Below are 25,727 nucleotides of genomic sequence, written 5' to 3'. Positions count from 1 at the left end.
GGAATGGCGGCTTCGTCTATGTCTCGCAATCACTGGCCGGCGAAGCCGTCGCGGCCACCGAAGCCGAGGACGGCCAATGGGCACTTACCTTCCATGATTATCCGCTTGGCATCATCGACACCAGACGTATGAAGCTCGTCCGCCGCAGCGCCGCGCCAACCAAACCGCTTGGCGCTGCGGCGGATGCATAGGGGGAGAACTGTTACCTATGTATCCGGTTCAATCTGTTACCCATCTATCGGCTGGACAGCTCCCGTCGCCGGTTTCGCCAATCGCCGGCATTGCAAGATGGGCATCGAGGCCACGGCCAGCTTCCTTCTCCCCGTCACTATACGGGGAGAAGTGCCCGGCAGGCGATGAGGGGCAGCGCCAACCTTGTCCTGTATCTCCGACAACTAATGCTTTCTGGAAAGCTGCTTCGTCGCGCCTTCCAATCCGGCCAGTGTCAGCGGGAACATGCGGCCGCCAAAGATGTCGCGAATCATGGCGATGGAATGCGTAAAGCCCCAATTCCTTTCACTCTCCGGATTCAGCCACACCGCGTTCGGCCATTGCTGCAGGAGCCGGCCGAGCCAAACGCTGCCCGCCTCGGGATTCCAGTGTTCCACCGAGCCGCCGGGGTGGGCGATCTCGTAAGGGCTCATCGAGGCATCGCCGACGACGATGACCTTATAGTCGGGGCCATATTTGTGGATGAGGTCAAACGTCGGAATCACCTCGGCATGGCGGCGGCGATTGTCCTTCCACACGCCTTCGTAGAGGCAGTTGTGGAAATAGAAATATTCGAGCTGGCGGAATTCGGCGCGAGCCGCCGAAAACAGCTCCTCGACGCTCTTGATGTGGTCGTCCATCGAGCCGCCGACATCGAAGAACATCAGGAGCTTCACCGCATTGCGACGCTCGGGCCGTGTCTGGACGTCGAGATAGCCGTGCTCGGCGGTGGCGTGGATGGTGCCGGGCAGGTCGAACTCTTCCTCGGCGCCTTCGCGCACCCAGCGGCGCAGACGCTTCAGCGCGATCTTGATGTTGCGGGTGCCGAGTTCGACGGCATCGTCGAAATTCCTGAATTCGCGCTTGTCCCAGACTTTTACCGCGCGCCGGTTGCGGCTTTCAGCTTGCCCGATGCGCGCGCCTTCGGGGTTGTAGCCATAGGCGCCGAAGGGCGAGGTGCCGCCCGTGCCGATCCATTTCGAGCCGCCCTGATGGCGGCCCTTCTGTTCCTTGAGCCGCTGCTTCAGCGTCTCCATCAGCCTGGCGAAGCCGCCAAGCGCCTCGACCAGTCTTTTCTCCTCCTCGGTCAGGTGCTTATCTGCGAGCCGGCGCAGCCATTCCTCGGGAATGTCGGCGACGTCGACGGCATCCGGGCCGCCGAGCGCCTCGATGCCCTTGAAGACATGCGCGAACACCTGGTCGAAGCGGTCGATATGGCGCTCGTCCTTCACCAAAGCGGCGCGGGCGAGATAGTAAAAACCCTCGACGTCATAATCGACAAGCCCGGCTTCCAGCCCTTCGAGCAGAGAGAGGTATTCCCTGAGCGAAACGGGAACGCGCGCTGCCTTCAGTTCAAGGAAGAAGGGGATGAACATGACTACAACAGATCATACTCGATAAAGCCGGTCCTGCGCGCGACGTGGTCGTAGAGCTTGCGCGCGGTGGCGTTGGTCTCGTGCGTCATCCAGTAGACGTTTTTCACCCCGATCTTGCCGGCCTCCTGCTTCACGGCTTCGATGAGGGCCGCACCGATGCCCTTGCCGCGCACATCCGGGTCGGCGAACAGGTCCTGCAGGTAGCAATTGTTTTTCTCCGACCAGCCGGAGCGGTGATAGAGGTAGTGGGTGAGGCCGACGGCCTTGCCGTCGAGGGTAGCGATAAAACCCTTCGGCTCGAATTCGCCTGTCGTGAACAGCCGCTTCCAGGTGATCGCGTAGACCTCTTCCGGCAGCTTGGTTTCATAGAAGGTCAGATAGTCGGTCCACAAGCGGCGCCAGTCGGCGTGGTCGGATTGCGCGAGCGGGCGGACAACAATCTCAGACATTTCATCTCCTCCGAAGGGTTCTGGCCGATGCTGACGTGCTCTGCGGCCGGCGGCAACGGTCCACATCAGGGGAAAGTGCTATTGCTGCCTTGCTATTGCTGCCGTCTGGCCATGAAGGCCAGCCGCTCGAACAGATGCACATCCTGTTCGTTCTTCAGCAGGGCACCGTGCAGCTTGGGCAGCGCGTTCTTGGCGTCGGCGCGCAAATCCTCGGGCGCGATGTCATCGGCGACCAGCAGGCGGATCCAGTCCAATGCCTCGGAGGTTGACGGCTTCTTCTTCAAGCCCGGCACCTCGCGAATTTCGTAGAACTGGGTGAGGGCCGCGCGCACCAGGTTCTGCTTGATGCCGGGATAATGGACATCGACGATCCGGTGCAGCGTATCGACGTCGGGAAAGCGGATATAATGGAAGAAGCAGCGGCGCAGGAAGGCGTCCGGCAGTTCCTTCTCGTTGTTGGAGGTGATGATGACGATCGGGCGGACGGCGGCGCGGATGGTCTCGCCGGTCTCGTAGACGAAGAACTCCATCCGATCGAGTTCCTGCAGGAGATCGTTGGGGAATTCGATGTCGGCCTTGTCGATCTCGTCGATGAGGAGCACGACCTTCTTGCCAGCCGCGAACGCCTGCCAGAGCTTGCCGCGCTTGATGTAGTTCTTGATGTCATTGAACCTGACATCGCCGAGCTGGCTGTCGCGCAGCCGCGACACGGCATCGTATTCGTAGAGACCCTGCTGCGCCCGTGTCGTCGATTTGACATGCCATTCGATGAGGTCGAGGCCGAGTGCCGCCGCCACCTGGCGGGCTAGTTCGGTCTTGCCGGTGCCGGGCTCGCCCTTGACCAGCAGCGGCCGTTCCAGCGCGATCGCCGCGTTGACCGCCACCATCAGATCCTTGTCGGCGACATAGGCCGCCGTGCCTTCGAAACGCATTTTTGCTCCTTGGTTCATTCCGGGAACCGTAAGGAGGCCCTCCGGTCCGCGCAAGGGCGGGTCTGCAAAGGCGATGATGCCGACCGGTGCGGAAAGAGCACCGTCTCTCTGGCGCTTGGGCCACCATCGGCCTATATTGATAGAGGCGGTCTGCGCTTCCCGGCAGGAGACACTTTTCCCCGGGGCCTTAACGATCCTTAGGGAGCTGTCCCTGGGAAGACCCGTGGGTTTTCTCACACGGCGCCCACCTACTTTGTAGGCACCCGGGATCGACCTCTCCACCGGTTGTGTGGACCGTCACTTGTCGCAAGGCGTCCACCCATCCTGGTGGATGATGCGGTGGAAAACGTCGCGCTTGAGACCTCACACAGCTCTGACCTTTTCTACCTTGGCCGCATGACCTCTCCCAAAGACCTGAAAAAGCAGCTACGCCTCGAGGCACTCGCTCGCCGCGACGCGCTCGACGAATTCTGGCGGGTCGAGGCCGCGCTCGAAATGGCGGAGACGGCGCGCGACCATCTGGAGATCGGCCCTGGCCAGATCGTCTCCGGTTTCTGGCCGATGCGCTCGGAGGTCGATGTCAGGCCGCTGATGTTCGCCTTGCGTGAGCGGGGCGCACGGCTCTGCCTGCCTGCCATTCTCGACAAGACCACCATCGTCTTTCGCGAACTGGTGCGTGGCGCGCCGATGGTCGACATGGGTTTTGGCACGATCGGACCGCACGCGGAGGCCGAGGTTCTCGACCCCTCGGTCATGCTGGTGCCGCTCGCCGCTTTCGACGCACGCGGCCACCGCATCGGTTATGGCGCCGGCTATTACGATCGCGCGATCGCGAAGCTCGTCGACAAGGGGCATACGCCCCGGCTGATCGGCATAGCCTTCGACTGCCAGGAAGTGGCGCAGGTTCCGGACGAGAACCATGACGTGATCATCCCGGAAATACTCACCGAGAGCGGGTTGCGCCGCTTCACGCCAAAATTGTAGATAATGGAGGCATGATCTTTTCGCGGATGTCATGCGGCATTTGCTTCGCTGACTTTCGGTGCAGGATCATATGAGACTTCTCTTCCTCGGTGACATGGTTGGAAAAACGGGACGCACGGCGGTGTGGGAACAGCTGCCTGGCCTGATCTCGGACTTCAAACTCGACTTCGTCATCGTCAATGGCGAGAATGCCGCCGGCGGCTTCGGCATCACCGAAGAGATCTTTCGGGAGACCATCGCTGCAGGCGCCGATGTCGTCACCACCGGCAACCATGTCTGGGATCAGCGCGATGCGCTGGCCTTCGCGCCGCGCGAGCAGCGGTTCCTGCGGCCCTCCAATTTTCCCAAGGGTACGCCCGGGCGCGGCTCCGGCGTCTACATCGCCAAAAACGGCGCGCGCGTGCTGGTCGCCAACATCATGGGCCGAGTATTCATGCATCCCGAGCTCGACGATCCGTTCCAGGCCGGCGAGCGTGAGCTTGCAGCCTGTCCGCTCGGCGAGCAGGCCGATGCGGTGATCATCGACTTCCATGCGGAAGCGACCTCGGAGAAAATGTGCTTCGCGCATTTCGTCGACGGCCGCGCCAGCCTGGTCGTCGGTACTCACACGCACCAGCCCACCGCCGATCACCAGATCCTCAATGGCGGCACCGGCTATCTGTCGGATGCCGGCATGTGCGGCGATTATGATTCCTCGCTCGGCATGGACAAGGAGGAACCACTCAACCGGTTCCTGTCGAAAGTACCGAAAGGGCGTTTCGAGGCAGCGACCGGCCCGGCGACCTTGTGTGGGGTCGGTGTCAATATTTCCGATCGTACCGGACTGACCGAGAAGATCGCGCCGTTTCGTCGCGGGCCGAGACTGGAAGAAACGGCTCCGTCGTTCTGGTCGTGACATTGATATAGGCGCGCGCAGTACCTAACTGCCGACGACATCTGCTTCAGATCGTTAAAAGAGGGGACAACGACCTCCATGCAGCTTATCGAATTTCTTGCGCCGCATTTTCAATTCGTTTCCGATCCAACCGCATGGGTCGCCTTGCTGACGCTGGTGGTGCTCGAGATCGTGCTCGGCATCGACAATCTGATCTTCATCTCCATTCTGACCAACAAGCTGCCCGTGGACCAGAGGGCTCGTGCGCGCCGGCTCGGCATCTCGGCGGCACTGATCATGCGCCTGGTGCTGCTCGCCACCATTTCGGTCATCGTCCAACTGACGACGCCGGTCTTCACCGCGTTCGGCCACGGTTTCTCCTGGCGCGACCTGATCCTGATCGCCGGCGGCCTGTTCCTGGTGTGGAAGGCGACCAAGGAGATCCACCACACGGTCGATCCCGACGACCACAAGGACACGATGATGGGAGAGACGCTCAAGATCTCGCTTGCCGGCGCGATCTTCCAGATTCTGCTGCTCGACCTCGTCTTTTCGATCGATTCCATCATCACCGCCGTCGGCATGACCGACGAGATCGCCATCATGTACATCGCGGTGATCGTGGCCGTCAGCGTGATGATGCTGGCGGCGGGTCCGCTGGCCAACTTCATCGCCAAGAACCCCAGCATCGTCATGCTGGCCCTGGGCTTCCTGTTGATGATCGGCATGACGCTGATCGCGGACGGCATGGGCTATCATGTTCCCAAGGGCTACATCTACGCGGCGATGGGTTTTTCGGCGCTGGTCGAGGGGCTCAACATGCTGGCGCGGCGGCGCAAGAAAGCGAAATCCGGCGACGGGCATTAGAGCGCGGACGCCACAGTCTGACTTTTGACTCGATTTTTACCGAATTGTATGTACAGTAATGTAAATCGAGGCTGCCCGCTTTGCGATTTGAATGGGACCTTGAAAAGGCCAGACGCAACCTTGCCAAACATGGGGTTGTATTCGATCTCGCCCAGAAGGTGTTCGATGACCCGCTTCATCTTATCGTGCCTGACCGCTTCGAAGACGGTGAGCAACGATGGCATGCGATCGGGATGGTCAAAACCGTAGTGGTTCTGCTGGTTGTCCATACCTACCCGGATCGCGAAGCTGAAGAGCGGGTTCGGATTGTCAGGGCTCGGAAAGCGACGCCGCATGAAAGGAGGCGCTATGAGCAGGAAGGACCTTAGCCACGACCAGCGAGACCAGCTTGCAAAGCTGGCCGATTTGCCTGACAGCGAGATTGATACTTCCGATATTCCAGAGGCTCCGGCCGAGAACTGGATACATGCCCGTCGTGGGCATCTTTACCGCCCAATTAAGCAGCCGGTGACCATTCGGCTCGATGCCGACGTGCTCTCCTGGTTCAAGGAACATGTCGGAGGTGGGGGCTATCAAACCGAGATCAATCGCGTGCTCCGCCACCATGTGATCGAACAGGAAAAACGGCGATCCTGAGTCGTTTAACCTGCCGGTACCCCCTTCGGGTGACGATCACCGATGAGGCTCAGGGTCAGGCCCTGCTCCAGCCAGGCCTTGGCGCCGGCGAGCACCAGCGTGAAGCCGCCGGTTGAGCCGACCGCTTCTTTCACCTGCTCGTCGCCATTGCCGGTAAAGCCAAAATTCCCGACTTCGAGGAATGTCGCCTCGCCAGGCATTTCAGTGAAGGTCCAGACCACAGTGGTCGGCGGGTCGCTCCACGTCATGACGATCTTCTTGTCCCGGACGATCTCGCTGACGTCGACGGTCGTCGAGACGCCATACATGCGCCACTCCCACTGAACAGGCTTGCCACCGTCAAGCCGGCCGCTGCCATGGTGAACCAGAATTGGGTCGTGATCGCCGGATCGACGATGGCCTCGAAAACATCAGCGACCGGCCGCCGGATCAGCATGGCGGCTTCGGCTGTCGGTGTTTCACGGATTTCCATGGCGATCTCCTTTCGAATACGCTCACCAGGCGTCGGGTTCGCGCACCATATGAATGATGTTGGCCGGATTGGTGATCCAGCCACCACGGAAACCCTCGCCCAATGGCTCGATGGCATCGCAACGCACAACGCCTGCCTTGGCCAGATGATCCGCGGCGCCCGGAAAATCCTGCGTGAAAAGCTCCAGCCAAATCTCGGCCTGGCTCATCATCGGCACTTCGTCGATCCACAGCCTGTTGGGCCCAAGTTCGAAGCCGATCGCCGGCGGCTTGGCGGTGAACGGCTTGAGGCCAACGACGTCGCGGTAGAAGGCGATCGTCGCTTCGTACTGGTGCGACGGCACCTTCATGGCGATGTTGATGCCGCCGGTGATCTTCGCGGTCATGGTTCCCGTCCTTGTTGGGGTGCTGGTTGGCTGGTTCAACTGGCGTTCCGTCATGGCAGGTTGATCTGCCAGGAGACGCCGAACCTGTCGTTCAGCCATGCGAAGCGGCGGCTAAAGCCATAGTTGTCTGGCGGCATCAGGAAGCCGCCTCCCTTCGCCAAGGTTTCGACGATGCGCTCCAGTTCCTGTTCGGAGGAACAGTCGACATAGAGCGAGAACGACGGCGTGAAGGTGAAAGCGTGGTGAACAGGGCTGTTATAGACCGTCACCTCCAGGCCGCAGATGGAAACGCGCGCCAGTTTGAGCATACCTTCCGCGCCGTCTTCACCGGAACCGTAACGTGTGACGTCGAGGATGCTACTGTCGGGAATGGTCCCGCAATAAAGGGTCATTGCCTCTTCGGCCTTGCCCTCGAACATCAGGAATGGCCTTACTTTCGTCATCGCGGGTTCTCCCCTTTTCCTATCGTCGTTCAAACATTGGCCTCGCTGGCGGGTTCGCCCCTCATCTCGCTGCGGTAATAACCGTCGCGCAGATTGATGCCGTATTCGACGTAGGCCTTCATGCAGGCCAGCATCTGCGACCAGCCTTCGCAATTCAGGTAGGACTTCTTCAGGCCGACCGCGCCTTCCTGCCAGCCGCTCTCGGCGATGGTGACGAAGGTGCCGCCATCGTCGAGCGGCTCGAAATTCATCTCGATGCGGGTCTTGTAGGCGGGCTTGCCGTCGGTGTCGGTGGCATCCCAGCGCAGCACGATGCGGCTGTCCTTGACCACTTCGTCGACCTCGACCGGCACCTTGCCCCACCAGACGACACCCGAACCGGCAACCAATGGCGCGCTGGCGCCGCCGATGGTGGTGAAATAGCCGCTGAGCTTCTTCGGATTGACGACCGCGTCAAAGACTTCGGCGACCGGTTTGCCGATGCGCCCTGAAACACTGAATCCAAGAGACATATCCACAGCTCCTTGCTTGATCGCGACAACGATATGTTATAGAAACATAACATGTCAAGCCGATCGCAAGACGACAATGTTTTCAAGGCGCTGGCGCATCCGCGCCGGCGCGAAATACTGGATCGGTTGAAAGACGAGCCAAAGACCACCGGCATGCTGTGCGATGCCTTTCCCGCCATCGACCGCTGCACCGTCATGCTGCATCTCAAGGTGCTGGAAGAGGCGGATCTGATCGTTGCGCGTCGTGACGGACGCGAGCGCTGGAACCATCTGAATTCCCTGCCGATCAAGCAGATCCACGACCGCTGGATCAGCCAGTATGCCGGCCACGCGCTCAGCATCATCGACCGGCTGAAGTCCGATCTGGAAGCATAGACACGGCCGGGATCGCCGTGGCGCGGCGCGGCTGGACGAATTGAGCCGATTTATCTATAAGCCGGCCATTCCGACAAGGAGCGCCGCGCGTCCACCCGGACGCATCAGGGTCGTTCTGAAATTTTTGAATTCGAGCCTTTTGCAAAGGCGAGGTGACGCATCTCGCGGCAAGACGCTCTAGCCGAACACGACAGGGGTGCCATGGCTGGCCATTCACAGTTCAAGAACATCATGCACCGCAAGGGCCGTCAGGACGCGGTGCGGTCGAAAATGTTTTCCAAGCTGGCGCGCGAAATCACCGTTGCCGCCAAGAGCGGGACGCCCGATCCATCGATGAATCCGCGCCTGCGCCTGGCGATCCAGAACGCCAAGGCCGTGTCGATGCCGAAGGACAACATCCAGCGCGCCATCAACAAGGCCTCGATGGGCGATGCCGAGAATTACGAAGCCGTGCGCTACGAAGGGTATGGCCCAGGTGGCGTCGCCGTGATCGTCGAGGCACTGACCGACAACCGCAACCGGTCGGCGTCCAACGTCCGCGCCGCCTTCACCAAGGCCGGCGGCGCGCTCGGCGAAACCGGATCGGTGTCGTTCATGTGGGACCGCGCCGGCGAAATCTACTATCCGGCCTCGGCCGGCAGCGCCGACAAGATCATGGACGCGGCGATCGAAGCCGGTGCCGACGACGTGGAAAGCGACGAGGAAGGCCACACCATCTATTGCGCCTTCGAGAATGTCGGCGAGGTGTCGAAGGCACTGGAAGTCTCGCTCGGCGAGGCGGAATCGGTGAAGCTGATCTGGCGCCCGCAGAACAATGTTCCGGTCGACGAGGAGCGGGCGCAGTCGCTGATGAAGCTGGTTGCGACGCTCGAGGACGATGACGACGTGCAAAGCGTCTACGCCAACTTCGAGGTCGATGACGAAACCTTGGCCAAGCTCAGTGCGGCGTGAGTGAAGCCCGATCCGACATGAGCAAAGCTCGGTTGCCCGCCATCCGCATCACCTACTGCACGCAATGCCAATGGCTGTTGCGTGCCGGCTGGATGGCGCAGGAGCTGCTCTCCACCTTCGGCACCGATCTCGGCGAGGTGACGCTGGTGCCGGGCACAGGCGGCATCTTCACCATCTCCTGCAACGATGTGCTGGTCTGGGACCGCAAGCGCGACGGCGGTTTTCCGGACGCTGCGAAACTCAAGCAGTTGGTCCGCGATGTGATCGATCCGGATCGTGATCTCGGCCACGCCGACCGTAAGGCGAAGAGCTGAATTTTTGCTGCGAAAGCAGGACCATCATTTTCCGGGCCGGCGTCCGAAAACAGCACCGATGCCGGCACCGATCGCGATGCCCACGCCGACGCCGAGGGCCGAATCATCCATCGCCGCGCCAAGGGCAGCACCGAGGCCAACGCCGATCGCGATGCCGATGGCCATGGTCGAATAGGGGTCGTTCACGGCTCTTCTCCCGATAATGCTTGCGGCCGCCGCAACGCCCGATGCGGCGGCCCGCAAACATGTCAACGCGAGGCGAACCAGAAGGATGCCATCGCCACGATGGCGGTGACGGTGCGGACGTGGTTGCACATCACCCAGTCCCTGAGAAAGTCGGACCAGACCGCGGCACCATTGCTGCTGGCTGGATCGACTGCGGCCAGTGCATCGTTGAGCGGCACGTTGAAGACCATGGTCACGATCGGGTTGCCGACAAGATAGATAAGCGCGCCGGCGAGTAGCCAGAACGAACCCGGCTGGCTCCAGCCGATGATCGCGCCGGCGACGAGCACCAGGCAGATCAGCCCTGTGCCGAAAAGGGCGGTCATGAACATCGGCGTGATGACGGTGACGTTGATCGAATTCATGGCGGCGATGCCGCCCGCCGCCGGCAGACGGGCAAATGCCGGCATGACGAAATTGGAGAAGGCGAAGAACACGCCGCCGACGACGCCTGCGCCCAGGGCCGCGATGAAGGTGAGGCTGGGGAGAAGTTTGGCGATCATGTCAGTTGCTCCAGATGCCGGTTGCGGCGGTTTCGGTTGCGTAGGCGGAAAAGTCCCTGGGCTGGCGGCCGAGCACGCGCTGGACGCCGTCGGCGAGGGCCTCGTTGCGGCCGTCGAGAACTTGCGTGAACAGCTCGTTGAGCAGCCAGGCGAACTCAGGCGGCAGGTCATGCGCGGCGACCGCCGTGGTGAATTCGTCATGCGAGATACTGACAAAGCGGATGTCGCGCCCGGCGGCCCTTGCGATCTCTGCGACCGCGTCGGCGAAACTCAGCAGCCGCGGTCCGGTTAGTTCATAGAGCAGGCCGACATGGTCGGGCTCGGTCAGCGTGACGAAGGCCACTTCGGCGATGTCGTCGGCATCGACAAAAGGTTCGCCGACAGGCCCGACCGGCAGCGCCACCTCGCCCGCCAGCAGCGGCTCGATGAGAAAACCTTCGGAGAAGTTCTGCGAGAACCAGGCGCAGCGCAGGATCGTCCACTCCGCGCCCGAGGCCTTCAGCATCTCCTCGGCGCGCTGGGCCTCGTGCTCGCCGCGCCCCGAGAGCAGCACCAGCCGGGTGACGCCACTGGCCACCGTAAGCCGGGAGAAGGCGCCAACGGTTTCGGCGGCACCCGGCACGGCGAGGTCTGGATAGTAGCTGATGTAGACGGCGTCGACGCCATCGAGTGCGGGTCCCCAGGTGGCGGGAACTTCCCAGTCGAAGCGCGGCGCGCCGGAGCGCGAGCCGATGCGTACCGGCACGCCATGCGCGGTCAGCCGCGCCGCGAGACGGCTGCCGGTCTTGCCGGTGCCGCCGAGGATCAGGATTGGTTTGGTATCAGTCATGTCATTTTCTCCGCGTCAAAACATGAGTAATCCTCACATTTGCAAAACGTGATAAACCCTCGTATTTTGTAAGTCAAGTCATTCCCCGCGATTTGCCGAGCGGGTTTGTTGGAGACAGTCATGGACGGCACAGCGGCCAACGATCAGATTGCCTCGCCACGCCGGGCGCCGAGCCAGCAGCGCAGCCGCGAGCGGGTCGAGCGCATGCTGGCCGCCGCCTCGGCGCTGATCGCGGAGCAAGGCAGCGATGCCATGCGCATGGGCGAGGTGGCGGAACGGGCAGAGGTGTCGATCGGGTCGCTCTACCAATTCTTTCCGGACAAGCGGGCGATCGTCTGGGCGCTGGCCGAACGCTACACCGTGGAAAGCCAGGCCTGCATTTCGGCGGCGTTGAAAGACGTCAACGACGCCGAAGGGCTTGGCCGGGCGTTCTCGGAGCTGGTCGACATTTATTACGGGTTGTTCCTGGCCGAGCCGGTGATGCGCGACATTTGGTCGGGCACGCAAGCAGACAAGGCGCTGCGCCAACTCGAGCTCGCCGACAGCCGGGCCAATGCCGAATTCCTGGTCGCGGTGCTGAAGCGCCTACGCCCCGGCGCCGACCCCGTCTCCCTGGAGACAACGGCGTTTCTCATCTGGCAGATGGGCGAGGCGGTCATGCGCCTGGCGATCTCGGTCGAGCGGCAAGAAGGCGACAGGCTGGTCGCTGCCTACAAGCGCATGGCGCTGCGGGAGCTGCTGGCCGAGTAGAGAAGCCTTGAACTTCCCATAGTTTTAACATCTGGTGAAGCCGCCAAGGACGGAGCCCCTCTCCCCCGTCACTATACGGGGAGAGGATGCCGGCAGGCAGGTGAGGGGCAGCGCGGGCCTGTGATATTTAAGAACAGCTTTATGACGGGGGGAGGGGAAGATGGTTCTGGTCAACAAAAAACCCGCCTCGAAGGCGGGTTCTTGATCTGCGAAAGCCCGATGCGGCTTAGAGGCCGAAACCCTCAAAACGCTTCTTGAACTTCGACAGGCGGCCGCCGCGGTCGAGCAGGGTCTGCTGACCGCCGGTCCAGGCCGGGTGGGTGGTCGGGTCGATATCGAGGTTCATCGTATCGCCTTCCTTGCCCCAGGTCGAACGGGTCATGTATTCGGTGCCGTCGGTCATGACGACCTTGATGGTGTGGTAGTCGGGATGGATTGCGCTCTTCATGGCTCGGTTCCTGGCTTGCCGGCGCGGCTGACGGGCATAAGCCTGCGTCGATGCGCCTCTTTTTAAAACTCGAAGCCGCAGCTATTGAGGAGCCACGGCTTCTAAAACGGTCGGCGTGCCTATACATCAGCCGGAATTGAATCACAAGGCCGCGGCAAGCGCATATTCAAGGCGCATGAAGCTGAGGCGGCTAGAGGAAACACCGAGATGGCGCAATCAAGCAGCGCAGACGAGCGCCGACGCTCGCTCAAGCCGCTCAGACGCCTGTTTCCCTACATCACTGGATATCGCACGCTGGTGGTCGGCGCCCTCATCTCGCTGGTCATCGCAGCGGCAACGACGCTGGCGCTGCCGCTGGCGGTGCGGCGCATGATCGACCATGGTTTCTCGTCGTCCAGCACCAGTTTCATCGCCGAATACTTCGCCGCCCTGGTGGCGATGGCCGCCGTGCTGGCGGCGGCATCGGCCGGCCGCTACTATTTCGTCATCACGCTCGGAGAGCGCGTCGTCGCCGACATCAGACGCGATGTCTTTGCCCATGTGACGACGCTGTCGCCTGCCTTCTTCGACACCGCCCAGTCCGGCGAGATCGTGTCGCGGCTTGCCGCCGATACCACACAAGTCAAATCGGCGGTCGGCGCCACGGCCTCGGTCGCGCTGCGCAACGTCATCCTTGGCCTCGGCGCATTGGCGATGATGGTTGTCACCAGCCCGAAACTGTCCGGCTTGGTCATTGCCGCGATACCGGTCATCGTGCTGCCGCTGGTCGCCTTCGGCCGCTCGGTGCGTCGCAAGTCGAGGCAGGCGCAGGACACGCTTGCCGACGCTACAGCCTATGCCAGCGAACAGATCGGCGCGGTGCGCACGCTGCAGGCGTTCACCAATGAGACACTGGTCACTGGACGGTTTTCGGGTGCGGTGGAAGCGGCCTTCGAGGCGGCGCGGGCCTCTATCTTCGCACGTTCCTTCCTCACCTTCTTCGCCATCTTTACCATTTTCTCCTCGGTCGTTGCGGTGCTGTGGTTCGGCTCGCGCGACGTGCTTGACGGCAATCTGTCGCCCGGCACACTCGGGCAGTTCCTGCTTTATTCGGTGTTCGCCGCCGGCGCGCTCGGCGCGCTGTCGGAAGTCTGGGGCGAACTCGCGCAAGCAGCCGGCGCCGCCGAACGGCTGACCGAGATATTGGCCGAGACACCGGCGATCCAGGCGCCCGCCGATCCGAAGCCGTTGCCCGCGGCCACCAAAGGCGCGATCATCTTCGATGATGTCTCGTTCTCCTATCCGGCAAGACCCGACCGCGCCGCCGTCCATGGCTTGAGTTTTTCGGTCAAACCCGGCGAGACGGTGGCCATCGTCGGTCCTTCAGGGGCCGGCAAGAGCACCGTCTTTTCGCTGATCCTGCGCTTCTACGATCCCGAAACCGGCAAGATCCTGATCGACGGCGTCGACGTGCGCGAAGCTGATCCGGTTTCGGTGCGCGAGCGCATCGCCATCGTGCCGCAGGATGTCACCATTTTCGCGGCGAGCGCGCGCGACAATATCGGCTTTGGCCGTCCAGGTGCCAGCGAGGCCGAGATCGAGGCCGCGGCTAAGGATGCGCTTGCCGACGAATTCATTCTCAAGCTCGAACATGGCTATGACAGCCCGGTCGGCGAACGTGGCGTGACGCTGTCGGGCGGCCAGCGCCAACGGGTGGCGATCGCCCGCGCCATCCTGCGCGATGCGCCGATCCTGCTGCTCGACGAGGCGACCTCCGCCCTCGACGCCGAAAGCGAGACGCTGGTGCAGACGGCGCTCGAGCGGCTGATGCAGGGGCGCACCACCATCGTCATCGCCCACCGGCTAGCGACGGTGCTGAAGGCCGACAGGATCCTGGTCATGGATGGCGGCGGCATCGTCGAGGAAGGCACGCATCAGAGCCTGGTCGCCAAGGGCGGCATCTATGCGCGGCTGGCCAAGCTGCAATTCGAGACCGGCGCCAGCGCCTTCAGGGGCGCGGCGGAATAGCGGGCGCGTTTCGACCGGCGACTACAGCGTCGCCTCACGCAGTTCCGTATCGTTTGCGCAAATGCTCCGTGAAATACATGGCGTTGAGTTTTTCGCCGGTGGCGCGTTCGAGCAGGTCCGGCGTCGACCAGCGCGACCCCTGCGACCAGATTTTCTCGCGACGCCAGCCGTTGATATCAGCGAAATTTCCCTTTGCAAGGTCGTCGTCGGCCGAAGGATGCTCGCGCACCAGCGCGGCCCATTGCTGCGCCGCCATCATCGCGCCCAGCGTGTAGGAGGGGAAATAGCCGAAGGCGGCACCTGGCCAATGCACGTCCTGCATTGGTCCGTCCGCAGGATTGTCGATGGTCGAGAGGCCGAGATAGTCGCGCATCTTGGCATCCCAGGCTTCGGGCAGATCAGCCACCTCAAGCCTGCCCGAGACGAGTTCCTGCTCCAGTTCGTAGCGCAGGATGACATGCAGCGGATAGGTCACCTCGTCGGCATCCACCCGGATCAGGCCGCGCTCGACGCGATGTATATGCGGCAGGAGATCGTCGAGCGACCAGGCTTCGCCGAGATGCTTTTCCACCACCGGCAGCGCCCAGCGCCAGAAGGCGGGATTGCGGCCGATCTGCTTTTCGACGAACAGGCTCTGGCTTTCATGCACGGCCATGCCGCGGGCCTTGCCGAGCGGCCAGTGCGACCACGCCTTGGGCAGGTTCTGTTCATAGAGCGCATGGCCGGTCTCGTGCAGCACGCCCATCAGCGCCGACAGGAAATCCGATGTCTTGTAGCGGGTGGTTATGCGCACGTCGCTGGGCAGGCCGCCGCAGAACGGATGGTGCGACACCGACAGCGAGCCGTGCGTCAGGTCGAAGCCGACCGCGGCCATCATGGCAAGGCCGAGTTCGCGCTGCCGGTCGATCGCGTAGGTGCCCGAAAGCGGCTTCAGCGGATGCTTGTGCAGCCGCGCGTCCTGGATCGCCAGCGCCTCCGGCACGAAGCCTTTGAGGAAGGCCTTCAGGTCGGCGAAGACAGGAGTGATGTCAGCCGTGCGGTTGCCGGGGTCGAATTGCTCCATCAGCGCGTCATAGGGGGCAAGGCCGAGCACGTCGGAGCGCAGGGCCGCCTCTTCGCGCACAAGCGCCACCACGCCCTCGAGCGCCGGCTGGAAGCCAGCCCAGTCGTTCTTGGCGCGCAGGTCGCGCCATAGCTGCTCGCAACGCATGCGCGCCGTCGTCTGGCGTTCGACGAACTCGACCGGCAGGCAGGTCAGGTTGGTGTATTGCCGCCGCAGCTCGGCCAGAGCCGCCCGCTGCTCATCGTCCAATGCCTCGCCTTCGGCGGCGGCGATCCAGTCCGATATTTCCGGCGCGGTCGCCCTGGTGTGATACATGCCGGCAAGGGCCGCCATCGCCTCGGCGCGCTTCTCGCCGCCGCCGACGGCCATGTGGGTCGCTTCATCGGCGCCGAGGATGGCCAGCGCATGTTCAAGCGCTTCGAGCTTGTGGCCGAGGTCGTCGAGTTTGTGAAAGGACATGGCGGCTTCCGTGATTGAGGACGGCGCGAAAAAACACCAACGCAAAAGCGTTGGCAACCCTCGGATACCATTCGGCGGATGCAGCTTGCGCAGGCGAGGTCGAGCATGAAATGCTGCCGGCGACGCATGAAGGGGGAGCAGAATGATCGGCAACATCCTGGTCGGGCTGGTGGCCTTGATCCATGTCTACATCGTCTATCTCGAGATGGTGCTTTGGGACACGCCGCGCGGGCACAAGACATTCCGCCTGACGCCGGAATTCGCCAGCGCCTCCAAAGTGCTCGCCGCCAATCAGGGCCTTTACAACGGCTTCCTCGCCGCCGGCCTGATCTGGGGGCTTTACCTCGGCGCCGCCGGTTTCCAGGTCAAGGTCTTCTTCCTGTTATGCGTAGCCATTGCCGGCCTCTATGGCGCGGCAACAGTCGGCCGCAAGATCCTTTACATCCAGACCGTGCCGGCGGTGGTTGCCCTGATCGCGGTCTGGCTCGGATGGTAGATGGGCTGGTAAGGAAAAAGGACGCCCGCGGGATTGGGGTCCCGAAGGCGCCAGTGGTCCCTTCCTCTGGGACCTTTCCAGGCAGGATGGCCTCAGCCGTTCGGATAGTTTCCGCCGTCGGCGCCGTCGCCCATCAGGAAACCGGTGCCGGTATCGACCCTCAGTCGCTGGTCGACATTGTCGAGCCGGCGCAGCAGGTCATGGTATTGCGCGACTGGTATCCTGCCGTGATCCGACGCGGCTATCTTCTCGGCTGCCTGACCGATGCGGGCCGTTCGCATTTCCAGGCGCTCCGCGACGGCCGGGGTGATGTTGTTGGCCTGCCTGGCGTCGACGATGCCCCGATGGACACCCTGAATCTGCTCAACGAGCGCCTCGACACGCGGACCCGTCATGTCGGTGGGGTCGGTCGCGTCGAGAGCGCCCTTGTGATTGCCCGCGGCATGGGCGCCGGCAAGCGGGGCGGCGATCAGAATTGCGGCAAGGGTTGCAGTCCTGAGAGATGCTGAAGAGCGCATGACGGCGCCTCCTTTTGCTGGGAAGGGAGCGGCCTTGCCGCTCCGCGTTCCGGACGTGGGCCGTCCGGTTCCGTCGCGTCGCGATGGGAGAGGCATCGCCGGCGGTTCTCGGCCCTGAGCGGCAAGCTAAGAGCGCTTCGACGCGAAGGGTAATTAAAAAAAGATAATCTTTTCAGGCCTTGCCGGCCGATCCCTGCGCCCTAGAGTTGAGCCGACGAACAATTTCGCGTGAGTTCGCGTGATGATGGATCAACGTTCGGTGAGCTTCAGTTCAATGCGGCGGTTCTTGTTGCGCGCTTCATCGGTGTCGGCGGGATCGAGCGGCTGGAACTCGCCGAAGCCGGCGGCGACCAGCCGGTTGGCTGGCACGCCGTTCTCGATCAGGAACTTGACCACCGAGGTCGAGCGTGCCGTCGACAGTTCCCAATTGTCGCGGTAACGGCCATTGCCGGACAGCGGCTTGTTGTCGGTGTGGCCGTCGACGCGCAGCACCCAGTTGATCTCCGGCGGGATCTCCTTCTGCAATTCGATGATGGCGTCGGCGAGCTTCTTCATCTCGACCTTGCCGGCATCGTTGATCACTTCGGAGCCGGTCGGGAACAGCACTTCCGACTGGAACACGAAGCGGTCGCCGACGATGCGGATGTTCTCGCGATCGGCGAGGATTTCGCGCAGGCGCCCGAAGAAATCGGAGCGGTAGCGGTTCAATTCCTGCACGCGCTGCGCCAGCGCCACGTTCAGGCGACGACCGAGATCGGCGATCTTGGTGTTGGAATCGCGGTCGCGCGTTTCGGAGACGTTGAGGGCATCCTCGAGCGCGCCGATCTGCTTGCGCAAGGCCGCGATCTGCTGGTTGAGGATCTCGACCTGGCTCAGCGCCTGCTGGCTGATCTGGCGCTGGCTGTCCAGTTCGCCGCCCAGCTCGGCGGCACGCTGGTTGGCGGCGTCGCCGGCGCCGGCACCTTGCGCCAGCAACTGTTCGAGCCGGCTCTTTTCCGCCTGAGCCGCCGATAGCGACGCCTGCAGATTGGCCAGCGAATCCTCCTTGTCCTGCGCCGTCGAGCGTTCCAGCGCCAGAAGCTGAGTCAGTTCGTTGATCTGCGAATTGAGGCGCGACAGTGCCGTGTCCTTGCCGGAGATTTCGCGGCCGAGCAGGAACTGCGCCAGCACGAAGACGGTGAGCAGGAACATGATGGCGAGCAACAGCGTCGACAGCGCGTCGACGAAGCCAGGCCAATAATCGATGCGGCGATCGGTACGCCGGCCCCTGGCAAGCGCCATGCTAGTGCACCCCGGGCTTCTTCAGCGCGTCGGCGATCTTTTCCAGCGTATTGCGCATCGCCTTCTGCTCGTCGGACTGGGCCTCGACCCAGTCGCGCATGATCTGCTGCTCGGAACGCATGTTCTTGACCAGGCCGGAAATGCCATCGGCGAGATTGGCCATGGCGGTGGCGACGCGCGGGTTGGAGCCGCCGCCATTCTCCTGCATGCTGCGCAGCCGCTCCGACAACAGGCGGATTTCGTCGGAGGGCTCGGTCTTGGACGCATCGGAGACGACGATGTCGGACGACAGGTCGGTGACCGAGGACAGCCAGTTTTCGAGTTCGGTGTAGAAGCGCGTCTGGGCGCGGCCGGCCTGCAGGTCGAGGAAGCCGAGCACGAGCGAGCCGGAGAGGCCGAACAGCGAGGACGAGAAGGCGGTGCCCATGCCGGCCAGCGGCGCCGACAGGCCCTGCTTCAGCGAATCGAGCACCGCCGCGGCATCACCCGTGCCGGGATCGAGAGACTCGATGGTCTCGCGGATCGAGCCGATCGTGTTCAACAGGCCCCAGAAGGTGCCGAGCAGGCCGAGAAACACCAGCAGGCCGACCAGGTAGCGCGAGGTGTCGCGGCTTTCGTCAAGGCGCGTGGCGATGGAATCCAGCATTGTGCGCATCGATGAGGTCGAAAAGGCCATCGAGGAGGAGCGGCCGATCATCGCCTTCATCGGCGCCAGCAGCACCGGTTCCGTGGTCTCCGAGCCAGCGCGGAACGAGTTGACCCAGCGCACCTCGCGAAACAGCCGCCCGACCTGCGTGAAGGCCAGCAGGATACCGACGACGAGCACGCCGACGATCAGGCCATTGAGGCCGGGATTGGTGACGAAAGCGGTGGTGACCTGGCGGGTCAAGATGGCGGCGATGAAGGCGACGATGGCCAGGAAGATGACCATGGTGAGCAGAAAGACCTGCGGACTCGACAATTTGTGTGGATCGTAGACCAGTACGTCGGAGCGCCTGCCCATGCCGAAGGATCTGAGAAAAGCCATCCGTGCCCCGTTTCCGATGCTCTGTTTGCCTTGACGCAATTCCGATCGGGAAACCGCTCACACTTTCCCTTGAATTGCCCAGTGCCGCCGATCACGCAGTTGGCGACTCTAAACGGAATTGTGACCAAATTGAATGGTGCTTGGCAATATTGCCACAGGTAGCCTTAGGAGCCGGCGCCTCAAAGGCGGTTGATGACCAGGCAGTCGACCATGGCCGCCAGGTGCAGGCCGGCGCCGGTGACGACGAAGCCGTGCCACAGGGCGTTGTGGAAGCGCAGCGCCTTCCAGGCGAAGAAAATCACGCCGCAGGAATAGACGACGCCGCCGGCGACGATGAGCATGATCGACGTGGTCGGCAGCGTCTCGACGAGCGGTTTGACAAGGATGACGCCGCTCCAGCCGATGGCAAGGTAGAAGACGATCGCCAGCCTGTCGAAGCGGCCGGGGAAAAACACCTTGATGGCAATGCCCGTTGCCGCCGCGGCCCAGACCAGAACGATCATCCAGCGCGCCAGCGGCGAGTTTCCCAACTGGGCGAGAAAGGGTGTGTAGGTGGCGGCGATCAACAGATAGATCGCGGCATGATCGAAACGCCGCAAGATCCACTTCGCGGGCGAGGTCACCGGCCACAGATTGTAGGTCAACGATACCGACAGAACAGTGAGCAGCGAGACGACATAGAAGACGGCGGCGATGTATTCGCCGGGCCCGACCCGGAAGGCGGCGAGCGCCAGCAGCGCCGAGCCGGCCGTGATCGCCAGCACGATGCCCACCGCATGGACGATCCCGTCGGCGATCATCTCGGCGCGCGAATAATGCCAGCGTCCGATGAACGGAATCTCGATCTGTGGCGGCGTGTTGATCATCTATCGTCCTAGCGTCACCCTTTATCTGGGCAACCGCCGGACAGTATTTCAAGCTTTGTTTGCGGTTTTGCGACTGCGGCCGTTCAGCGCGGCGGGAGCGGCTTTTTCACCGTCTTCAGCAATGCGCGCTGGATGATCTCATTGCCGGCGACGACCGTGCCGGTGTCGAGCATATCCTGTCCGCCATCCATGTCGGAGGCAAAGCCGCCCGCTTCGCGGATCAAGAGCAGGCCGGCGGCGATGTCCCAGGCCGACAGGCCAACTTCCCAGAACCCGTCCATGCGCCCTGCGGCGACATAGGCCAGATCGAGCGAGGCGGAGCCCATGCGGCGGACGCCGGAGACCTCGGCCATGACGTTGCGCAGCTCGACCAGGAAATTGCCGTGGTGGCCACGGCCGAGATGCGGCACGCCGCAGCCGATCACCGTGTCGACAAGCTTCGTGCGGCCGGCGACGCGCAGGCGGCGATCATTCATGAAGGCGCCGCCGCCGCGCTCGGTGGTGTAGAGCTCGTCCATGGCAGGATTGTAGATGACGCCGGCAACGATCTGGCCCTGGCGCTCGAGCGCGATGGAGACTGCGAAAAGCGGAATGCCGTGCAGGAAATTGGTGGTGCCGTCGAGCGGATCGACGATCCAGCGGTGCTGGCTGTCATCGCCGGCGACCGCGCCGCGTTCTTCCATCAGAAAGCCGTAGCCCGGGCGTGCCTTCGACAATTCGGCAAAGACGATGTCCTCGGCCTTGCGGTCGGCCTGGCTGACATAGTCGCCGGGCCCCTTCATCGAAACCTGCAGGTTCTGGACCTCGCCGAAGTCGCGCGACAGCGAGCGACCGGCCTTCATTGCGGCCTGGACCATGACGTTGAGGAGGGCTGAGCGTGCCATAGTGCTTCTTCCTGGTGCGGCGCTTTAAACTCTGTCTCGATGCATGCCGGTGACCCAAATCCGGGGCCACTTCTGGGCGGCACGCATCAGTCGGCGCGGCGCACGTAAGTGATTTCGTTGGTGTCGACGATGATGCGTTCGCCGGCGCCGATGAAGGGCGGCACCAGCACGCGAATGCCGTTTTCCAGCACCGCCGGCTTGTAGGACGACGCCGCGGTCTGGCCCTTCACCACGGGATCCGCCTCGGTGATGGTCAGCGTCACATAGTCGGGCAGCGAAATGCCGATCGGCCGCTCCTCGTAGAGCTGAACCGTCACCATCATGCCGTCCTGCAGGAACGCGGCGCGGTCGCCGACGAAATCCTTGTTCAGTTCGAGCTGCTCGTAGCTTTGGGTGTCCATGAACACCAGCGCGTCTTCCTGCTCGTACAGGAAGGAAAAATCCTTCAGGTCGAGCCGGATCTGCTCGACCGTCTCGGCCGAACGGAAGCGCTCGTTGAGCTTGGTGCCGTTGATGAGGTTCTTCAGTTCGACCTGGTTGTATGCGCCGCCCTTGCCGGGCTTGACGGTGTTGGTCCTGACCGCCACCCAGAGGCCGCCATCGTGTTCGATGACATAGCCGGGACGGATTTCGTTGCCATTGATCTTGGCCATGATGATGGGATCCGGGATGCTGCCGACGGCCAGGCCGTCGGTATGGGATGTTCGCCGTGACAAGCGATTTAAGGCTCCAAGACCACAAATCGCCCGGAGAGGCAAGGGAGGGCGGGTCGGCTCCGGCCGGCAAGCCGGCGTCAGGTCTCGACCTCCAGGACATCGCCGACGGTCTTTTCAATGGCCTGCGCGGCCTTTGCAAGGCGGTTGAGGTGCGGAGAGCGCAGGGCCACCACCTGCAATGAAAGATCGAGATCTCCGGTATCGACAAGCGCGAGGTCGTCGGGAAGTCCGCGCGCGGCGAGCCGCGACGGCATGAGGCCGAGGCCGTGTCCCCGACGTACCCATTCCATCTGCATCGCCGGGTCCTGAATTTCCGCCGCTATAACGAGCCGATGCCGTTCGCCGCCCAAAATGGCCAGGAGCCTCTGACGCGCGTCGCAAGGCTCGGGACTAAGCACCCAGGGCCTGGAAGCCCAGGCGGCGTCCGTGAGACGGGGTTTGGTGGTGCCAGCCGGCGCTATGATGGCGAGGCGTTCCGTGCCAAGCGCGTCCGGGCCTTGATGATCGGCGGATCGCAGAACGATCGCCATGTCGAGTTGGCCGCGTTCGAACTGCTCGATCAGTTCCGCGCTCCAGCCGGTCTTGAGCCGCAAGGATATTTTTGGAAACGCCGCAGCCGCGCTGGCTATACCGCCCGCAACGCCCGCGTCGGACAGGCCATGTGCCAGGCCGACACGCAGCACGCCTTGCGGCTCGGTGTCGGCGGCAAAGGCTTTCAGAGCCTCGACCGAAGCCAGTATGTCCTTCGCGCGCTCCAAGACCTCCAGTCCCGCCGTGGTCAGACGCGGCGGCTTTTGCCGGCGATCGAGAAGCGTCGTCCCGAGCATATCCTCCAGTCGCTGCATCTGACGCGTGACGGCAGGCTGCGTCAGAGGCAGGCGGCGGGCCACGCTCTGGATCGAGCCCTCCTCGGCAAACAGGACGAGCGTGCGTAATTCCTCCAGCATTTCCAACATTGCTCCAAATGCATAATTATCCTGATTATTATGAATTTGAAATCATGACCAAGGCAAGCGATTTTCCTTTCCAGGACCTCCAGACGGAAAGGAAAGACAATGAAGGCCATCGAATTGCAGCATCCGGGCGGCACCGACAACCTCAGACTGGTCGAGCGGCCAATGCCGGAACCCGGGCGCCAGGAGATGATCATCAGGGTCAGGGCAACCGCGCTCAATTACCGCGACGTGGAAATCGCCCGTGGCATTTACCACACTGCCTTTGCGCTGCCGTTGGTGCCGCTTTCGGATGGCGTCGGCGAAGTGGTTGCGGTTGGCGCCGAAGTGACCCGCTTCAAAGTCGGCGATCGTGTCTGCGCCACATTCTGGCAGCGTTGGGTCGGCGGCAGTTTCGCCATGGCTGAGCCCTCCTATCAACGGGGCGGCCCGATCGACGGGCTGCTCAGCGAGTTCGCCAGGCTGGATGAACAGGCGGCCGTCCTTGCGCCGGAGCACCTGAGCGATGTCGAAGCCGCGACGCTGCCTTGCGCCGCCGTGACGGCCTGGCATGCGCTGTTCAGCGAAGGTCGGTTGAAGCCCGGCGAGACGGTGTTGAGCCTGGGCACAGGCAGCGTCTCGCTGTTTGCGGTGCAGTTTGCGGCTGCCGCCGGGGCACACGTCATCGTCACGTCGAGCAGCGACGACAAGCTCACACGCGCAAAGGCGCTTGGCGCCCATGACGGCATCAACTATCGCAGCGACCCGGATTGGGCGTCGGCCGTGCTGGCGCTCACCGGTGGGCGTGGCGCCGATCACATCATCGAAGTCGGCGGCCCGCAAAGCTTCGCCCAGTCGCTGAGGGCTTCGGCGCGCGGTGCCCAGATCAATGTGATCGGCTATCTCGGTGGCAGCGAGGGTGCAATCAATCCGCTCGACATCTTTCGCCGCCAGGTCCGGGCACGCGGAATTCCGGTCGGTTCACGCGAATCCTTCGAGGCGATGAACCGGGCCCTCGCCGTCAACCGGTTGAGGCCGGTGATCGACAAGGTCTTGCCGTGGCGGGAGGCAGCCGGCGCCTTCCGCCATCTCGAACACGGCTCGCCCTTCGGCAAAGTCGTCCTGGATCACATGCAATGAGCGCGCGCTGTCCTCAGGGCAGGCGGTTCGCCTTCTGCAGGGCCTGCTTGGTCTGGTCATCGCTCAGCCCTTGCAGGAAATCGTCCATCTCCTGATCGATGAGGCCGGCGCGGCGGGCGACGATGTACCAGGCGCCGGCGAGCACCAGGTCCGGATCGGTGCCGATGCCTTGCATATAGAGTTTTGCCAGGCGGTTCTGGGCCGCGACATTGCCGCCTTCGGCGGCCTGTTTCGTCCAGCCGAAAGCCGATTTCAGGTCGCGCGCGCCGCCGCGGCCCTCGATCATCCAGGCGGCGAGATCGATCTGCGCGGTGTCGTAGTTCTGACGGGCGGCCTGCGCCAGCAGCCGCCGTGCCTGTGCATCGTCGCGCGGCTTGCCGCCGACACCGTTGGCATAGATCTGCGACATGGCGTATTGCGCGTCGGCGAGACCGGTCGCGGCAGCGCGCTCATAATAGGAAACCGCCTTGGCCAGGCCGGCGTCGCCGGGATCCTGCTGGACCAGCATCTGCGCGAAATTGAATTGCGCCAGCTGGTTGCCGGCTTCGGCGGCGGCCTGCATCAGGGCATAGGCTCCCTTCGCGTCCTTCTTGACGTAACGGCCATCGAGCAGCATCAGCGCATATTGGAACTGCGATTCCGGCACGCCCTGCTCGGCGGCAAGCGCGTACCATTTGGCGGCCTCGGCCGAGTTCAACGGCACACCCAATCCACGCGACAGGATCTCGGCCACCAGCGTCTGCGCCGCCGGGTCGCCGTTCTGCGCACGGACCAGGGCCAGATTATAGGCGGTCTTGTAAAGCCCGCGCTGGAACGCGCCATAGGCGGCGTCCGCCGGCTTGGCGCCGAAGCGGTCGGGATTGACGCTGTCGACCGAGGGCAGCGGTGCGGGCTCCGCCGTGGTGGCTGGCTGCGGCAGCTGGTTTTCGATCGGCTTGTCGGTGTGCATGCCGGTTTCAGGCTTGCGCTGCGGCAAGGGTATAGTTTCGGCGGCGGCGGCCTGGATCATCACCGCCGCAAGCAGGGCCTGAAGGGAAAGCCTTGCCAGGGACACGTCAATCCTCGAAGCGCGGCGCTGTGTCGTCGAGCAGGGCATTGGCCCGGGCGATCGCCACCTTCGGATCGACGCCGTCGGCGAACACGGCGCTCGACAGCGCGACGAATTCGGCGCCGGTGGCGGCCACCGTTTCGACGGAGGCAAGATCGGAACCGGCCTGGACGATGCAAGGAATCTGGATCATCTGCGCCCACCATTGCCCCAATGACAGGTTGCGCGGATGCGGCTCAGGCTTGTTGTCGTAGCCGAAGCGGCCGAAGAAAATGTAATCGGGCCTGGCTTCGCCGAGCTCCAGCGCGTCGTCGCGGGTCTTGGCACCGCCGGTGCCGACCATCATTTTCGCCTGGAAATGCTCGATCGTCTCGGCGAGTTCGGCCTTGGAGACCTCGACATGGATGCCGTCGGCCTGGACTCGGCCGGCGATGCGGGTGTCGCCAGCAATGATGACGGCCACGCCCGCGGCCTGCGCGGCCGGCACGACCTGTTCGGCAAAGGTCTGGAAGGAGGCCTCGTCCATGCCGTTCTCGGGCAGGATCAGCGAGGCGATGTCGCCGCCGTCGAACGCGGCCGCGATGCGGGCGGCCGGCACGCCGGGTGGCGCGATCAGTACGATGCGGCAGCGGTTGGGAGGCGTGGCGTCATTCATGGTTCTTCGATCCCGGGTTTCGCCTATGCCGGGCGAAGATGGTTGGATTGCGGCATAGAGCAAACTGCCGGCTTTGAACAGGCGGACAGCCAGGATCGGA

32 protein-coding genes, 1 other RNA gene and 2 pseudogenes are annotated in these 25,727 nt (G+C 63.0%); 14 read left to right on the top strand and 21 right to left on the bottom strand.

What is annotated here, in order from left to right:
- Positions 1-191: pseudogene (locus tag EN850_RS25690) on the top strand (integrase); the annotation flags it as partial.
- Positions 192-395: 204 nt separating this feature from the next.
- On the opposite strand, the gene EN850_RS25685 reads toward EN850_RS25690, so the two are convergent.
- The 3 genes from EN850_RS25685 to EN850_RS25675 form a co-directional block, all read right to left on the bottom strand.
- Entirely contained in the window at positions 396-1,586 is a 1,191-nt protein-coding gene (locus EN850_RS25685) for a VWA domain-containing protein (RefSeq protein ID WP_136092540.1), read from the bottom strand.
- Between the two features lie 2 nt (positions 1,587-1,588).
- Positions 1,589-2,035: a GNAT family N-acetyltransferase gene (locus tag EN850_RS25680; RefSeq protein WP_127278131.1), complete on the bottom strand. Its 447-nt coding sequence runs from the start codon at positions 2,033-2,035 to the stop codon at positions 1,589-1,591.
- A gap of 92 nt (positions 2,036-2,127) precedes the next feature.
- Positions 2,128-2,967 (bottom strand): MoxR family ATPase, encoded by an 840-nt coding sequence (locus EN850_RS25675; protein WP_136092539.1) that lies wholly within the window; start codon positions 2,965-2,967, stop codon positions 2,128-2,130.
- A 144-nt stretch (positions 2,968-3,111) separates the two neighbouring features.
- Between EN850_RS25675 and ssrS the strand changes: the two genes are divergently transcribed.
- The 6 genes from ssrS to EN850_RS25645 all read left to right on the top strand — a co-directional run bounded on the left by ssrS (position 3,112) and on the right by EN850_RS25645 (position 6,328).
- Positions 3,112-3,267, top strand: a non-coding RNA gene (ssrS, locus tag EN850_RS25670) — 6S RNA.
- Positions 3,268-3,363: 96 nt separating this feature from the next.
- Complete coding sequence (locus EN850_RS25665; protein ID WP_135917197.1) at positions 3,364-3,951, top strand: 5-formyltetrahydrofolate cyclo-ligase; 588 nt, start codon at positions 3,364-3,366, stop codon at positions 3,949-3,951.
- A gap of 70 nt (positions 3,952-4,021) precedes the next feature.
- Positions 4,022-4,846: a YmdB family metallophosphoesterase gene (locus EN850_RS25660; protein WP_127278128.1), complete on the top strand. Its 825-nt coding sequence runs from the start codon at positions 4,022-4,024 to the stop codon at positions 4,844-4,846.
- 78 nt (positions 4,847-4,924) lie between these two features.
- Complete coding sequence (locus tag EN850_RS25655; RefSeq protein ID WP_135863230.1) at positions 4,925-5,692, top strand: TerC family protein; 768 nt, start codon at positions 4,925-4,927, stop codon at positions 5,690-5,692.
- Between the two features lie 80 nt (positions 5,693-5,772).
- Positions 5,773-6,060 (top strand): BrnT family toxin, encoded by a 288-nt coding sequence (locus tag EN850_RS25650; RefSeq protein WP_246689274.1) that lies wholly within the window; start codon positions 5,773-5,775, stop codon positions 6,058-6,060.
- On the top strand, positions 6,041-6,328 hold the full coding sequence (locus EN850_RS25645; protein WP_127278125.1) for a BrnA antitoxin family protein: 288 nt from the start codon (positions 6,041-6,043) through the stop codon (positions 6,326-6,328). The genes EN850_RS25650 and EN850_RS25645 overlap by 20 nt, the downstream gene beginning before the upstream one ends.
- A gap of 5 nt (positions 6,329-6,333) precedes the next feature.
- On the opposite strand, the pseudogene EN850_RS25640 reads toward EN850_RS25645, so the two are convergent.
- The 4 genes and pseudogenes from EN850_RS25640 to EN850_RS25625 all read right to left on the bottom strand — a co-directional run bounded on the left by EN850_RS25640 (position 6,334) and on the right by EN850_RS25625 (position 8,140).
- Positions 6,334-6,800, bottom strand: a pseudogene (locus EN850_RS25640) (SRPBCC family protein).
- Between the two features lie 22 nt (positions 6,801-6,822).
- On the bottom strand, positions 6,823-7,185 hold the full coding sequence (locus EN850_RS25635) for a hypothetical protein (RefSeq protein WP_127278123.1): 363 nt from the start codon (positions 7,183-7,185) through the stop codon (positions 6,823-6,825).
- Between the two features lie 50 nt (positions 7,186-7,235).
- Positions 7,236-7,628: a VOC family protein gene (locus tag EN850_RS25630; RefSeq protein WP_135863223.1), complete on the bottom strand. Its 393-nt coding sequence runs from the start codon at positions 7,626-7,628 to the stop codon at positions 7,236-7,238.
- A gap of 29 nt (positions 7,629-7,657) precedes the next feature.
- On the bottom strand, positions 7,658-8,140 hold the full coding sequence (locus tag EN850_RS25625) for an SRPBCC domain-containing protein (protein ID WP_127278121.1): 483 nt from the start codon (positions 8,138-8,140) through the stop codon (positions 7,658-7,660).
- A 51-nt stretch (positions 8,141-8,191) separates the two neighbouring features.
- On the opposite strand from EN850_RS25625, the gene EN850_RS25620 reads away from it, so the two are divergent.
- The 3 genes from EN850_RS25620 (at position 8,192) to EN850_RS25610 (ending at position 9,780) form a co-directional block, all read left to right on the top strand.
- On the top strand, positions 8,192-8,515 hold the full coding sequence (locus EN850_RS25620; protein WP_136092538.1) for a helix-turn-helix domain-containing protein: 324 nt from the start codon (positions 8,192-8,194) through the stop codon (positions 8,513-8,515).
- 201 nt (positions 8,516-8,716) lie between these two features.
- Positions 8,717-9,466, top strand: a complete 750-nt coding sequence (locus EN850_RS25615; RefSeq protein ID WP_135863218.1) for a YebC/PmpR family DNA-binding transcriptional regulator — start codon at positions 8,717-8,719, stop codon at positions 9,464-9,466.
- A 17-nt stretch (positions 9,467-9,483) separates the two neighbouring features.
- A complete protein-coding gene (locus tag EN850_RS25610; protein ID WP_032934919.1) occupies positions 9,484-9,780 on the top strand; it encodes a SelT/SelW/SelH family protein in 297 nt (98 codons plus the stop codon).
- 24 nt (positions 9,781-9,804) lie between these two features.
- Here EN850_RS25610 and EN850_RS36480 read toward each other — a convergent pair whose 3' ends face one another.
- The 3 genes from EN850_RS36480 to EN850_RS25600 form a co-directional block, all read right to left on the bottom strand.
- The gene (locus tag EN850_RS36480) at positions 9,805-9,966 is read right to left on the bottom strand and encodes a hypothetical protein (protein WP_167531406.1); all 162 of its coding nucleotides are present in this window, start codon (positions 9,964-9,966) and stop codon (positions 9,805-9,807) included.
- A 62-nt stretch (positions 9,967-10,028) separates the two neighbouring features.
- The gene (locus tag EN850_RS25605; RefSeq protein WP_189591225.1) at positions 10,029-10,508 is read right to left on the bottom strand and encodes a DUF1772 domain-containing protein; all 480 of its coding nucleotides are present in this window, start codon (positions 10,506-10,508) and stop codon (positions 10,029-10,031) included.
- 1 nt (position 10,509) lies between these two features.
- Positions 10,510-11,337 carry an NAD(P)H-binding protein gene (locus EN850_RS25600; protein ID WP_136092537.1) on the bottom strand — a complete coding sequence of 276 codons (828 nt, stop codon included), beginning with the start codon at positions 11,335-11,337 and terminating at the stop codon, positions 10,510-10,512.
- Between the two features lie 120 nt (positions 11,338-11,457).
- On the opposite strand from EN850_RS25600, the gene EN850_RS25595 reads away from it, so the two are divergent.
- On the top strand, positions 11,458-12,087 hold the full coding sequence (locus tag EN850_RS25595; protein ID WP_136092536.1) for a TetR/AcrR family transcriptional regulator: 630 nt from the start codon (positions 11,458-11,460) through the stop codon (positions 12,085-12,087).
- A 226-nt stretch (positions 12,088-12,313) separates the two neighbouring features.
- Here EN850_RS25595 and rpmE read toward each other — a convergent pair whose 3' ends face one another.
- Positions 12,314-12,535 (bottom strand): 50S ribosomal protein L31, encoded by a 222-nt coding sequence (rpmE, locus tag EN850_RS25590; RefSeq protein ID WP_096451251.1) that lies wholly within the window; start codon positions 12,533-12,535, stop codon positions 12,314-12,316.
- A 207-nt stretch (positions 12,536-12,742) separates the two neighbouring features.
- Here rpmE and EN850_RS25585 point away from each other — a divergent pair, with 207 nt between their 5' ends.
- Complete coding sequence (locus tag EN850_RS25585; protein WP_136092535.1) at positions 12,743-14,542, top strand: ABC transporter transmembrane domain-containing protein; 1,800 nt, start codon at positions 12,743-12,745, stop codon at positions 14,540-14,542.
- A 34-nt stretch (positions 14,543-14,576) separates the two neighbouring features.
- On the opposite strand, the gene EN850_RS25580 is transcribed toward EN850_RS25585, so the two are convergent.
- A complete protein-coding gene (locus EN850_RS25580; protein WP_136092534.1) occupies positions 14,577-16,064 on the bottom strand; it encodes a carboxypeptidase M32 in 1,488 nt (495 codons plus the stop codon).
- A gap of 142 nt (positions 16,065-16,206) precedes the next feature.
- Between EN850_RS25580 and EN850_RS25575 the strand changes: the two genes are divergently transcribed.
- On the top strand, positions 16,207-16,560 hold the full coding sequence (locus EN850_RS25575) for a DUF1304 domain-containing protein (protein WP_136092533.1): 354 nt from the start codon (positions 16,207-16,209) through the stop codon (positions 16,558-16,560).
- Positions 16,561-16,652: 92 nt separating this feature from the next.
- On the opposite strand, the gene EN850_RS25570 is transcribed toward EN850_RS25575, so the two are convergent.
- From EN850_RS25570 to EN850_RS25540, 7 genes are all read right to left on the bottom strand, one after another.
- The gene (locus EN850_RS25570) at positions 16,653-17,078 is read right to left on the bottom strand and encodes a hypothetical protein (RefSeq protein ID WP_136092532.1); all 426 of its coding nucleotides are present in this window, start codon (positions 17,076-17,078) and stop codon (positions 16,653-16,655) included.
- 249 nt (positions 17,079-17,327) lie between these two features.
- On the bottom strand, positions 17,328-18,359 hold the full coding sequence (locus EN850_RS25565; protein ID WP_127277953.1) for a peptidoglycan -binding protein: 1,032 nt from the start codon (positions 18,357-18,359) through the stop codon (positions 17,328-17,330).
- A gap of 1 nt (position 18,360) precedes the next feature.
- Entirely contained in the window at positions 18,361-19,386 is a 1,026-nt protein-coding gene (locus tag EN850_RS25560; protein ID WP_136092531.1) for a MotA/TolQ/ExbB proton channel family protein, read from the bottom strand.
- A gap of 179 nt (positions 19,387-19,565) precedes the next feature.
- A complete protein-coding gene (locus tag EN850_RS25555; protein WP_127872142.1) occupies positions 19,566-20,252 on the bottom strand; it encodes a hemolysin III family protein in 687 nt (228 codons plus the stop codon).
- Between the two features lie 83 nt (positions 20,253-20,335).
- Complete coding sequence (locus EN850_RS25550) at positions 20,336-21,136, bottom strand: inositol monophosphatase family protein (protein WP_136092530.1); 801 nt, start codon at positions 21,134-21,136, stop codon at positions 20,336-20,338.
- A gap of 86 nt (positions 21,137-21,222) precedes the next feature.
- Entirely contained in the window at positions 21,223-21,789 is a 567-nt protein-coding gene (efp, locus tag EN850_RS25545) for an elongation factor P (RefSeq protein WP_027141779.1), read from the bottom strand.
- 140 nt (positions 21,790-21,929) lie between these two features.
- Complete coding sequence (locus EN850_RS25540) at positions 21,930-22,799, bottom strand: LysR family transcriptional regulator (protein WP_189591224.1); 870 nt, start codon at positions 22,797-22,799, stop codon at positions 21,930-21,932.
- Between the two features lie 108 nt (positions 22,800-22,907).
- On the opposite strand from EN850_RS25540, the gene EN850_RS25535 reads away from it, so the two are divergent.
- Positions 22,908-23,924 (top strand): NAD(P)-dependent alcohol dehydrogenase, encoded by a 1,017-nt coding sequence (locus EN850_RS25535; RefSeq protein ID WP_136092528.1) that lies wholly within the window; start codon positions 22,908-22,910, stop codon positions 23,922-23,924.
- A gap of 13 nt (positions 23,925-23,937) precedes the next feature.
- On the opposite strand, the gene EN850_RS25530 is transcribed toward EN850_RS25535, so the two are convergent.
- Positions 23,938-24,978, bottom strand: coding sequence for a tetratricopeptide repeat protein (locus EN850_RS25530; protein WP_127277947.1), 1,041 nt, complete (start codon positions 24,976-24,978; stop codon positions 23,938-23,940).
- A 1-nt stretch (position 24,979) separates the two neighbouring features.
- Positions 24,980-25,627: a thiamine phosphate synthase gene (locus tag EN850_RS25525; RefSeq protein ID WP_136092527.1), complete on the bottom strand. Its 648-nt coding sequence runs from the start codon at positions 25,625-25,627 to the stop codon at positions 24,980-24,982.
- Positions 25,628-25,727: the final 100 nt, after the last annotated feature.

Source organism: Mesorhizobium sp. M8A.F.Ca.ET.207.01.1.1 (assembly GCF_004794715.1).
Taxonomy (GTDB): Bacteria; Pseudomonadota; Alphaproteobacteria; order Rhizobiales; family Rhizobiaceae; genus Mesorhizobium.
This window is presented reverse-complemented; position numbering and strand designations above follow the sequence as displayed.

Excerpts from the sequence above, each read along its gene's own strand:
- EN850_RS25685 (WP_136092540.1), bottom strand. The coding sequence starts at position 1,586 with ATGTTCATCCCCTTCTTCCTTGAACTGAAGGCAGCGCGCGTTCCCGTT.
- EN850_RS25680 (WP_127278131.1), bottom strand. The coding sequence starts at position 2,035 with ATGTCTGAGATTGTTGTCCGCCCGCTCGCGCAATCCGACCACGCCGAC.
- EN850_RS25675 (WP_136092539.1), bottom strand. The coding sequence starts at position 2,967 with ATGCGTTTCGAAGGCACGGCGGCCTATGTCGCCGACAAGGATCTGATG.
- EN850_RS25665 (WP_135917197.1), top strand. The coding sequence starts at position 3,364 with ATGACCTCTCCCAAAGACCTGAAAAAGCAGCTACGCCTCGAGGCACTC.
- EN850_RS25660 (WP_127278128.1), top strand. The coding sequence starts at position 4,022 with ATGAGACTTCTCTTCCTCGGTGACATGGTTGGAAAAACGGGACGCACG.
- EN850_RS25655 (WP_135863230.1), top strand. The coding sequence starts at position 4,925 with ATGCAGCTTATCGAATTTCTTGCGCCGCATTTTCAATTCGTTTCCGAT.
- EN850_RS25645 (WP_127278125.1), top strand. The coding sequence starts at position 6,041 with ATGAGCAGGAAGGACCTTAGCCACGACCAGCGAGACCAGCTTGCAAAG.
- EN850_RS25635 (WP_127278123.1), bottom strand. The coding sequence starts at position 7,185 with ATGACCGCGAAGATCACCGGCGGCATCAACATCGCCATGAAGGTGCCG.
- EN850_RS25630 (WP_135863223.1), bottom strand. The coding sequence starts at position 7,628 with ATGACGAAAGTAAGGCCATTCCTGATGTTCGAGGGCAAGGCCGAAGAG.
- EN850_RS25625 (WP_127278121.1), bottom strand. The coding sequence starts at position 8,140 with ATGTCTCTTGGATTCAGTGTTTCAGGGCGCATCGGCAAACCGGTCGCC.
- EN850_RS25620 (WP_136092538.1), top strand. The coding sequence starts at position 8,192 with ATGTCAAGCCGATCGCAAGACGACAATGTTTTCAAGGCGCTGGCGCAT.
- EN850_RS25615 (WP_135863218.1), top strand. The coding sequence starts at position 8,717 with ATGGCTGGCCATTCACAGTTCAAGAACATCATGCACCGCAAGGGCCGT.
- EN850_RS25610 (WP_032934919.1), top strand. The coding sequence starts at position 9,484 with ATGAGCAAAGCTCGGTTGCCCGCCATCCGCATCACCTACTGCACGCAA.
- EN850_RS25605 (WP_189591225.1), bottom strand. The coding sequence starts at position 10,508 with ATGATCGCCAAACTTCTCCCCAGCCTCACCTTCATCGCGGCCCTGGGC.
- EN850_RS25600 (WP_136092537.1), bottom strand. The coding sequence starts at position 11,337 with ATGACTGATACCAAACCAATCCTGATCCTCGGCGGCACCGGCAAGACC.
- EN850_RS25595 (WP_136092536.1), top strand. The coding sequence starts at position 11,458 with ATGGACGGCACAGCGGCCAACGATCAGATTGCCTCGCCACGCCGGGCG.
- rpmE (WP_096451251.1), bottom strand. The coding sequence starts at position 12,535 with ATGAAGAGCGCAATCCATCCCGACTACCACACCATCAAGGTCGTCATG.
- EN850_RS25585 (WP_136092535.1), top strand. The coding sequence starts at position 12,743 with ATGGCGCAATCAAGCAGCGCAGACGAGCGCCGACGCTCGCTCAAGCCG.
- EN850_RS25580 (WP_136092534.1), bottom strand. The coding sequence starts at position 16,064 with ATGTCCTTTCACAAACTCGACGACCTCGGCCACAAGCTCGAAGCGCTT.
- EN850_RS25575 (WP_136092533.1), top strand. The coding sequence starts at position 16,207 with ATGATCGGCAACATCCTGGTCGGGCTGGTGGCCTTGATCCATGTCTAC.
- EN850_RS25570 (WP_136092532.1), bottom strand. The coding sequence starts at position 17,078 with ATGCGCTCTTCAGCATCTCTCAGGACTGCAACCCTTGCCGCAATTCTG.
- EN850_RS25565 (WP_127277953.1), bottom strand. The coding sequence starts at position 18,359 with ATGGCGCTTGCCAGGGGCCGGCGTACCGATCGCCGCATCGATTATTGG.
- EN850_RS25560 (WP_136092531.1), bottom strand. The coding sequence starts at position 19,386 with ATGGCTTTTCTCAGATCCTTCGGCATGGGCAGGCGCTCCGACGTACTG.
- EN850_RS25555 (WP_127872142.1), bottom strand. The coding sequence starts at position 20,252 with ATGATCAACACGCCGCCACAGATCGAGATTCCGTTCATCGGACGCTGG.
- EN850_RS25550 (WP_136092530.1), bottom strand. The coding sequence starts at position 21,136 with ATGGCACGCTCAGCCCTCCTCAACGTCATGGTCCAGGCCGCAATGAAG.
- efp (WP_027141779.1), bottom strand. The coding sequence starts at position 21,789 with ATGGCCAAGATCAATGGCAACGAAATCCGTCCCGGCTATGTCATCGAA.
- EN850_RS25540 (WP_189591224.1), bottom strand. The coding sequence starts at position 22,799 with ATGCTGGAGGAATTACGCACGCTCGTCCTGTTTGCCGAGGAGGGCTCG.
- EN850_RS25535 (WP_136092528.1), top strand. The coding sequence starts at position 22,908 with ATGAAGGCCATCGAATTGCAGCATCCGGGCGGCACCGACAACCTCAGA.
- EN850_RS25525 (WP_136092527.1), bottom strand. The coding sequence starts at position 25,627 with ATGAATGACGCCACGCCTCCCAACCGCTGCCGCATCGTACTGATCGCG.